The sequence below is a fragment of the Paraglaciecola chathamensis S18K6 genome (assembly GCA_000314955.1).
GTDB classification, from domain to species: domain Bacteria; phylum Pseudomonadota; class Gammaproteobacteria; order Enterobacterales; family Alteromonadaceae; genus Paraglaciecola; species Paraglaciecola chathamensis.
In genome coordinates this window covers 1-6122 of the sequence record BAEM01000030.1, presented here as the reverse complement: position 1 = coordinate 6122, position 6122 = coordinate 1, and the positions used below count along the sequence as shown (strand labels likewise).

Sequence of the window (6122 nt, the reverse complement as noted above, 5' to 3'; positions counted from 1 at the left end):
CATTCCTTGCAGGCGAGTTTTAAAAGAGCTTACACTGCTTTGCATGACTTCGAAAGAGAACAACTATACATTCAGTCATGCGCCTTGTTTAAGCCCTTTTAAACTCTCGCTGAGTGATCACTTATTAACGTGGAATGGTATAAGTATAGGTTTAACGCGTAGCGCACACAGCTTAGAAGGACTGACTCACAGGTTGTGAGCCAGTCAAATGTGGGATTAGGCTTTCGCACCTTTCGGTGCACTTGAGCCTGTCTCAGCTAATTTGTTGCGCTTTAAGGCCCAAACCATCAGTGCAATTCCCCCAATAATCATTGGTGTTGATAGTATTTGCCCTTGAGATATACCTAATGAAAACGCGCCTTCGTATAAACCAATATGCTGATCTGGCTCGCGGAAAAATTCCACAAAGAAGCGGAAACTACCATAGCCAAGTAAGAACAAACCACTGACCGCCCCGATAGGGCGAGGTTTGCGTGAGTACAGCCACAAAATTAAGAATAAGACGACGCCCTCAAGAGCGAACTCATATAATTGTGATGGGTGACGCGGTAATGGCCCAGCCCCTGGGAAAATCACTCCCCAAGAAACATCCGTCGTGCGTCCCCACAGCTCAGCGTTAATGAAGTTACCAATACGCCCAGCGCCTAAACCGATTGGCACCAGTGGCGCGATAAAGTCACCAACTTGTAAAAAGGTACATTTGGCCTTACGCGAAAACCACCAAAGTGCGGCGATAACACCAAGCAAGCCACCATGAAAAGACATGCCCCCGGTCCAAATCTTAAATAAATACAAGGGGTCGTCCAGAAACAGTTCAAACTGATAAAACAGTACGTAGCCTACCCTTCCCCCTAAAATAACACCTAAAAAGCCCCAGAATAACAAGTCGCTTAATTGTTCTTTTGTCCAATTGGTACGCGATAAACGCACACCAGCAAGCCAAAACGCTGCAGCGAATCCCACTAAATACATCAAGCCGTACCAACGTAAGCTTAGCGGCCCAATACTGAAAATGATTGGGTCTATTTGTGGAAATGTAAAATAACTACTGACCATGTTGAATTTTTATCCTAGTAACATTCGTAGACTGACAATGACTAAAAAGCCTGCAAAAATCTTCTTTAAAAGTTGTGTGTTCAAGGTGCGGCTTAGCTTCGCGCCTATACTCGCGGTGAACACAGATGTCATAACAATGCCTAACGTTGCCGGCAAATAAATATACCCTAACGCCCACTCGGGCAGGTGTGTATTATTCCAACCTGCAACAATAAAGCTGGCAGAACCAAACAAGGCAATCACCAAACCACTAAAAGCAGCACAACCGATAGCCGCACGCATATCAACCCGACACCACAACAATGCGGGCACCATGATAGCACCTCCTCCAATTCCCATTATCGAGGAAATGCAACCAGTTATGACACCGATAACCAATAGCAAGGATTGAGTAACGTCTCGCTTAGCATTTTTGTTACCCAAAAATACCATTTGCGCCGCGATCAACATGACTAAAACGGCGAACAAGGTCTTTAAGGACTGTGCAGAGATAAGTGTGGCAAACTGCGGCCCAATTATCGCACCAATCGAAATGCCGATCCCAGTCCACAACAAATAAAACGTTCGCAAGTTGCCTAATTTATAATGGGCGCGTGACGAAGATATTGCAGTGAGCACTATGGTTGATAGCGATGTAGCAATTGCCATTGGCATAGCGACGGTTAGCGGCAGCTCTAGGTAATGAGTCAGCAGATAAAGTAAAGAAGGCACGATAATTAAGCCACCGCCAATGCCTAACATACCAGCCAATAGCCCAACGACAGCTCCAAGAATGGAACAGACTAAAAGTATTAATAACGCAGGGTCCACTGTATTTTCTCCCTGCTAGATACCTGCGCGGATCAATCCGCCAAGACCGATTGATTCAAGGTATAAATTAACCCGCTCTCGCACATTTTTAGGGTCGTTCATTACTAATACTTCCTCAAGCAATGCTTTGGCATCAGTCAACGTAGCACTGCGAACAACCCATTTGATTTTCAACAAACTATGACTGTTCATACTTAGTTTACGATAGCCCATGGCCATCAATAGAATGGTACCGCCTGGCTCGCCAGCTAACTCACCACAAAGAGTAATTGGCACATTGAGCGCGTTCGCTTGCTCTGCGATATTGTAAAGGGCGGCCAATACTGCTGGGTGATAACTATCATACAAGTCAGAGACACGAGCATTATTCCTGTCGACCGCTAATAAATACTGGGTTAAGTCATTACTTCCTACAGAGAAGAAATCAACAATTTTTGCTAACTGGGGCAGCTGGTAAATCACAGCTGGCACCTCTAGCATCACCCCCACTTTCGGCTGGTGAAGCTTTCCGTCATTCGCTTTTGCTTCTTCTTGCACCTCAAAAAATGCTTGGCTGATTAAGCGTTTAGCTTCAATCACTTCGCTAACCGACGTGATCATAGGCAACATGATCTGTAAGTTTTTAAGGCCAATACTGGCCCGTAACATGGCGCGAATTTGCACCAAAAACACCTCAGGGTGATCCAATGTCAAGCGGATACCCCGCCATCCTAAGAAAGGGTTTTCTTCTGTCATAGGGAAATAAGGCAAAGGCTTATCTCCACCCACATCGAGCGTGCGCATAGTAAACGGTTTGTCCGGCTCTGCACTTAACATTGCTCGATATAGCGCAACTTGCTCTTTTTCTGTGGGGAAACGTTGGCGCATCATAAAGGGAATTTCTGTTCGAAATAGCCCTACACCATCGGCATAGCTTGAATAGGTATTCTCGATATCTGCAGATAATCCCGCATTAACGAATAAATTCAGCTCGCAATGATCCTTAGTTAACGCAGGCAGATCATCTTGAGCAAGAATTTTTTCACTTAATAACGTTTCTTCATGAATAAGTTGATGAAACTCGCGCTCAATCGTTTGATTGGGCGAAACAATAATACCGCCCGTGTAGCCATCGAGTAATATTTCTTTGTTATCGAGTAAGGATAGTGGCACACCGGACAACCCCATAACGGCTGGCACACCAAGGGCTCTGGCCATAATAGCGGCGTGGGAGTTACTCGAGCCACGAATCGAAATCAAGCCACACAACTTACCTTTGGGGAACTCAGCAAGCATGGTCGCCGTCAGCTCTTCAGCGACCAAAATACACTTTTCGGGTAGCTCTTCTCGGGTCATCCTAGAAGTATCAAGGTTAAGTAAGTTCGCTAAAATACGATTCGAGAGGTCTTCAACATCTACCGCTCTTTCACGCATGTAAGCATCGCTCATCCCTTGAAACTGGGTAATGTATGCTTCCACCACCATCTTCAAAGAGGTGGCCGCATCCCAACCCAGAGATATTTTCTGCTCGACTTCGCGACCTAAACTGTTGGCATCCAACAAATGCTGATACAAGGTAAAGATAGCTTGAACATCTTCAGGTACTTCGCCTTGAATTCGCTGGGATAACACCTCAACTTGTTCTCGGGTTTGCATAACTGCCGAGCGGTAGTTCTGTATTTGCGTTTCTCGATCACTGCTACGCTTTGGCACGTGATTACGTAAATTAACCAAGAGGTTTTGCACCACCCCAACCCCAGCGGCTAGCCCTGAAGACCCCGGAACCCCTTTTACGCTTTTTATCTCGTTTTGCTCTGAGTGATCGTCACTTAAACTAAATCGGCCACGGGCTTCAGCATTCACAATCTCAACCGCTAGCTGCATAGCGAGTGTGACTAAAAATGCTTCTTCATCTTGGCTAAAAAGACGCTTACGCTGCTGTTGTAGTGTCAGTACACCCAATACTTTTCGCTGATGAATAATCGGGGCACCTAAAAAGGCGTGATATTGTTCTTCTTGTACTTCAGGATAGTGTTTGAATCTGGGATGGGTTTGCGCGTTACTGATATTAATTGGCTCTTCGCGCTGGCCTATTAATCCAATCAGTCCTTCTGAGAAACCAATCGATACATGGCCAACTGCGGTTTTCGCTAAGCCGTCCGTTGCGCGCAGGGTAAAATGTTGTTTTTCGTAGTTTGCTAAATAAATACTGACAGAGTCGACTTTAAGGGCTTCTTTAAGACTCTTTGCCACACCGCTAAGCGCATCATCTAAGATGGGAGTTTGATTGACCTCTTTAACGATGCGTTTTAGCTTGGTTAGCATTTTAACCCTCTAATTCTTGCGTCTACGTTTGTTTTTCTGACCTTGAGCAGGCTTTGCACTTAACGCCATTGCAGTAGGAGCAAATTCTTTCATTGCTCTGCGATACACTTCTCGTTTGAATGACACTACATTGCGCACCGGGTACCAAAAACTAACCCAGCGCCAGTCGTCAAACTCAGGATGCCCCGATTGAAGCAGATCTACGTCATGCTCTTTACAGGTCAGTTGTAACAAAAACCACTTCTGTTTTTGCCCGATACAAACAGGAGCACTCCCCTGACGGATCAAGCGTTTTGGTAGTTTGTATCGCAACCAATTTTTGGTTACCGCTAAAATTTTTACATGTTCTGGTTTTAGACCCACTTCCTCATAAAGTTCGCGGTACATGGTTTGTTCAGCAGTTTCACCTTCATCGATTCCGCCTTGCGGAAACTGCCAAGAATGTTGACCATAGCGGCGGGCCCAAAAGACCTGACCTAAGCTATTACAAATCACTATGCCAACGTTGGCGCGGAATCCTTCGGCATCAATCACTTAGACTCCCGAGAATTCAATTCTTTTATTGATTGGCATTCTTCCATAAACTACTGACTATGCATAGAATAATCACAATAATTTACGGGCTACTTGCCTTGGGTTACGTAGTAACAACCCTGTATACGCCTTATTCGTGGGGCTTTTTACTAAAGGCGTCGCCCATTTTACTGCTGGCTGTAATTGTCTTTACACGCAGTGCGTTGCCCGCTAAATGGATGCTATTGGGTGCCATTTTATGCAGCGCCTGCGGAGACATGCTTTTAGCTTTACCTATCGAGAACAGTTTCATACTTGGCCTTAGTGCATTTGCTTTAGCTCACGTGCTTTACGCCTGTTTTTTATATCACTGGCACGACGTGACGCGCTTAACGTCACTAACCATTGGCTTGTTTGCGGCTTATGTCGTCAGCATGCTGTTTTTGTTGGTGCCCGCAGTGGGGGCACTACTGGCTCCTGTGTTGGCCTATTTTGTGGTTATCAGTTTAATGTTTTTCAGTGCATTTGTAGCCAGAACACAAATATATACCCTCAGGGTTGGCGCTATTTTGTTTGTGACGTCTGACAGTCTTTTAGCCATTAATGCCTTTATTACCCCCTTGCCATTTCAAAGCATTCTTGTGATGAGCAGCTATTATGCCGCGCAATATTTTATCGTCACAGGCTGCATGGCGCTTGCAAAGGAAAACCATGGTAACTAATTCATCAAACACAAAAAATACCACGCACAAGCCTGCTCCTAATAGCGTCGACGAGTTGCTAGAGCGTGCTTCGCTATTGGCTGGGTTAACACTTGGCGAGCTAGCACAAATCGAAAATATACGTGTGCCAGACGACTTTAAACGTGAAAAAGGCTGGAGCGGACAATTACTGGAATTAGCCTTAGGCGCGCAAGCAGGGTCAAAAGCGCAGCAAGATTTTGCCAATATCGGCGTTGAACTTAAAACCATTCCTATTGATACAAACGGTAATCCTCTTGAAACCACCTATGTTTGTTACGCTCACTTAACTGACATAGCCGGTATTCAGTGGGCCACTAGCAGTGTGCGCAACAAATTGAACAAAGTGTTGTGGGTACCTATTGACGGAAGGCGCGACATTCCGCCTGCTGAACGTTGCATTGGCACACCGTTTTTATGGTCTTTGCAAGGCGAGCAAGAAGCTTACTTGCGTCAAGATTGGGAGGAAATAATGGACATGATCGCTATGGGCGACATCGAAAAAGTCACTGCTCGCCACGGTGAGTTTATGCAGCTTCGTCCAAAAGCTGCCAATGGCAGTGCTCTGACTGATGCCATAGGTAAAAACGGCCAAATTATTCAAACCCGCCCTCGAGGCTTTTATTTACGCAAAGAGTTTACGCGCAAAATTTTGCGTGACTACTTCTCATAAAACCATTTATACCAATCCGCATTAAT

6 protein-coding genes are annotated in these 6122 nt (G+C 45.3%); 2 read left to right on the top strand and 4 right to left on the bottom strand.

Annotated elements, in window-relative coordinates; genetic code table 11:
• Nucleotides 1–216: 216 nt before the first annotated feature.
• From lgt to rppH, 4 genes are read right to left on the bottom strand one after another with little or no spacing between them, the layout of a single operon-like run.
• The gene (gene lgt / locus GCHA_RS09350; protein ID WP_007987462.1) at nucleotides 217–1056 is read right to left on the bottom strand and encodes a prolipoprotein diacylglyceryl transferase; all 840 of its coding nucleotides are present in this window, start codon (nucleotides 1054–1056) and stop codon (nucleotides 217–219) included.
• A 9-nt stretch (nucleotides 1057–1065) separates the two neighbouring features.
• A complete protein-coding gene (locus tag GCHA_RS09345) occupies nucleotides 1066–1866 on the bottom strand; it encodes a sulfite exporter TauE/SafE family protein (RefSeq protein WP_007987460.1) in 801 nt (266 codons plus the stop codon).
• A 15-nt stretch (nucleotides 1867–1881) separates the two neighbouring features.
• Entirely contained in the window at nucleotides 1882–4170 is a 2289-nt protein-coding gene (gene ptsP, locus GCHA_RS09340; RefSeq protein WP_007987459.1) for a phosphoenolpyruvate--protein phosphotransferase, read from the bottom strand.
• A gap of 9 nt (nucleotides 4171–4179) precedes the next feature.
• Nucleotides 4180–4704 carry an RNA pyrophosphohydrolase gene (rppH, locus tag GCHA_RS09335; protein ID WP_007987457.1) on the bottom strand — a complete coding sequence of 175 codons (525 nt, stop codon included), beginning with the start codon at nucleotides 4702–4704 and terminating at the stop codon, nucleotides 4180–4182.
• Between the two features lie 59 nt (nucleotides 4705–4763).
• On the opposite strand from rppH, the gene GCHA_RS09330 reads away from it, so the two are divergent.
• Both GCHA_RS09330 and mutH read left to right on the top strand, forming a co-directional pair.
• A complete protein-coding gene (locus tag GCHA_RS09330; RefSeq protein ID WP_039992305.1) occupies nucleotides 4764–5405 on the top strand; it encodes a lysoplasmalogenase in 642 nt (213 codons plus the stop codon).
• Nucleotides 5395–6096 (top strand): DNA mismatch repair endonuclease MutH, encoded by a 702-nt coding sequence (gene mutH, locus GCHA_RS09325; RefSeq protein ID WP_007987449.1) that lies wholly within the window; start codon nucleotides 5395–5397, stop codon nucleotides 6094–6096. Before GCHA_RS09330 ends, mutH begins: the two co-directional genes overlap by 11 nt.
• Nucleotides 6097–6122: the final 26 nt, after the last annotated feature.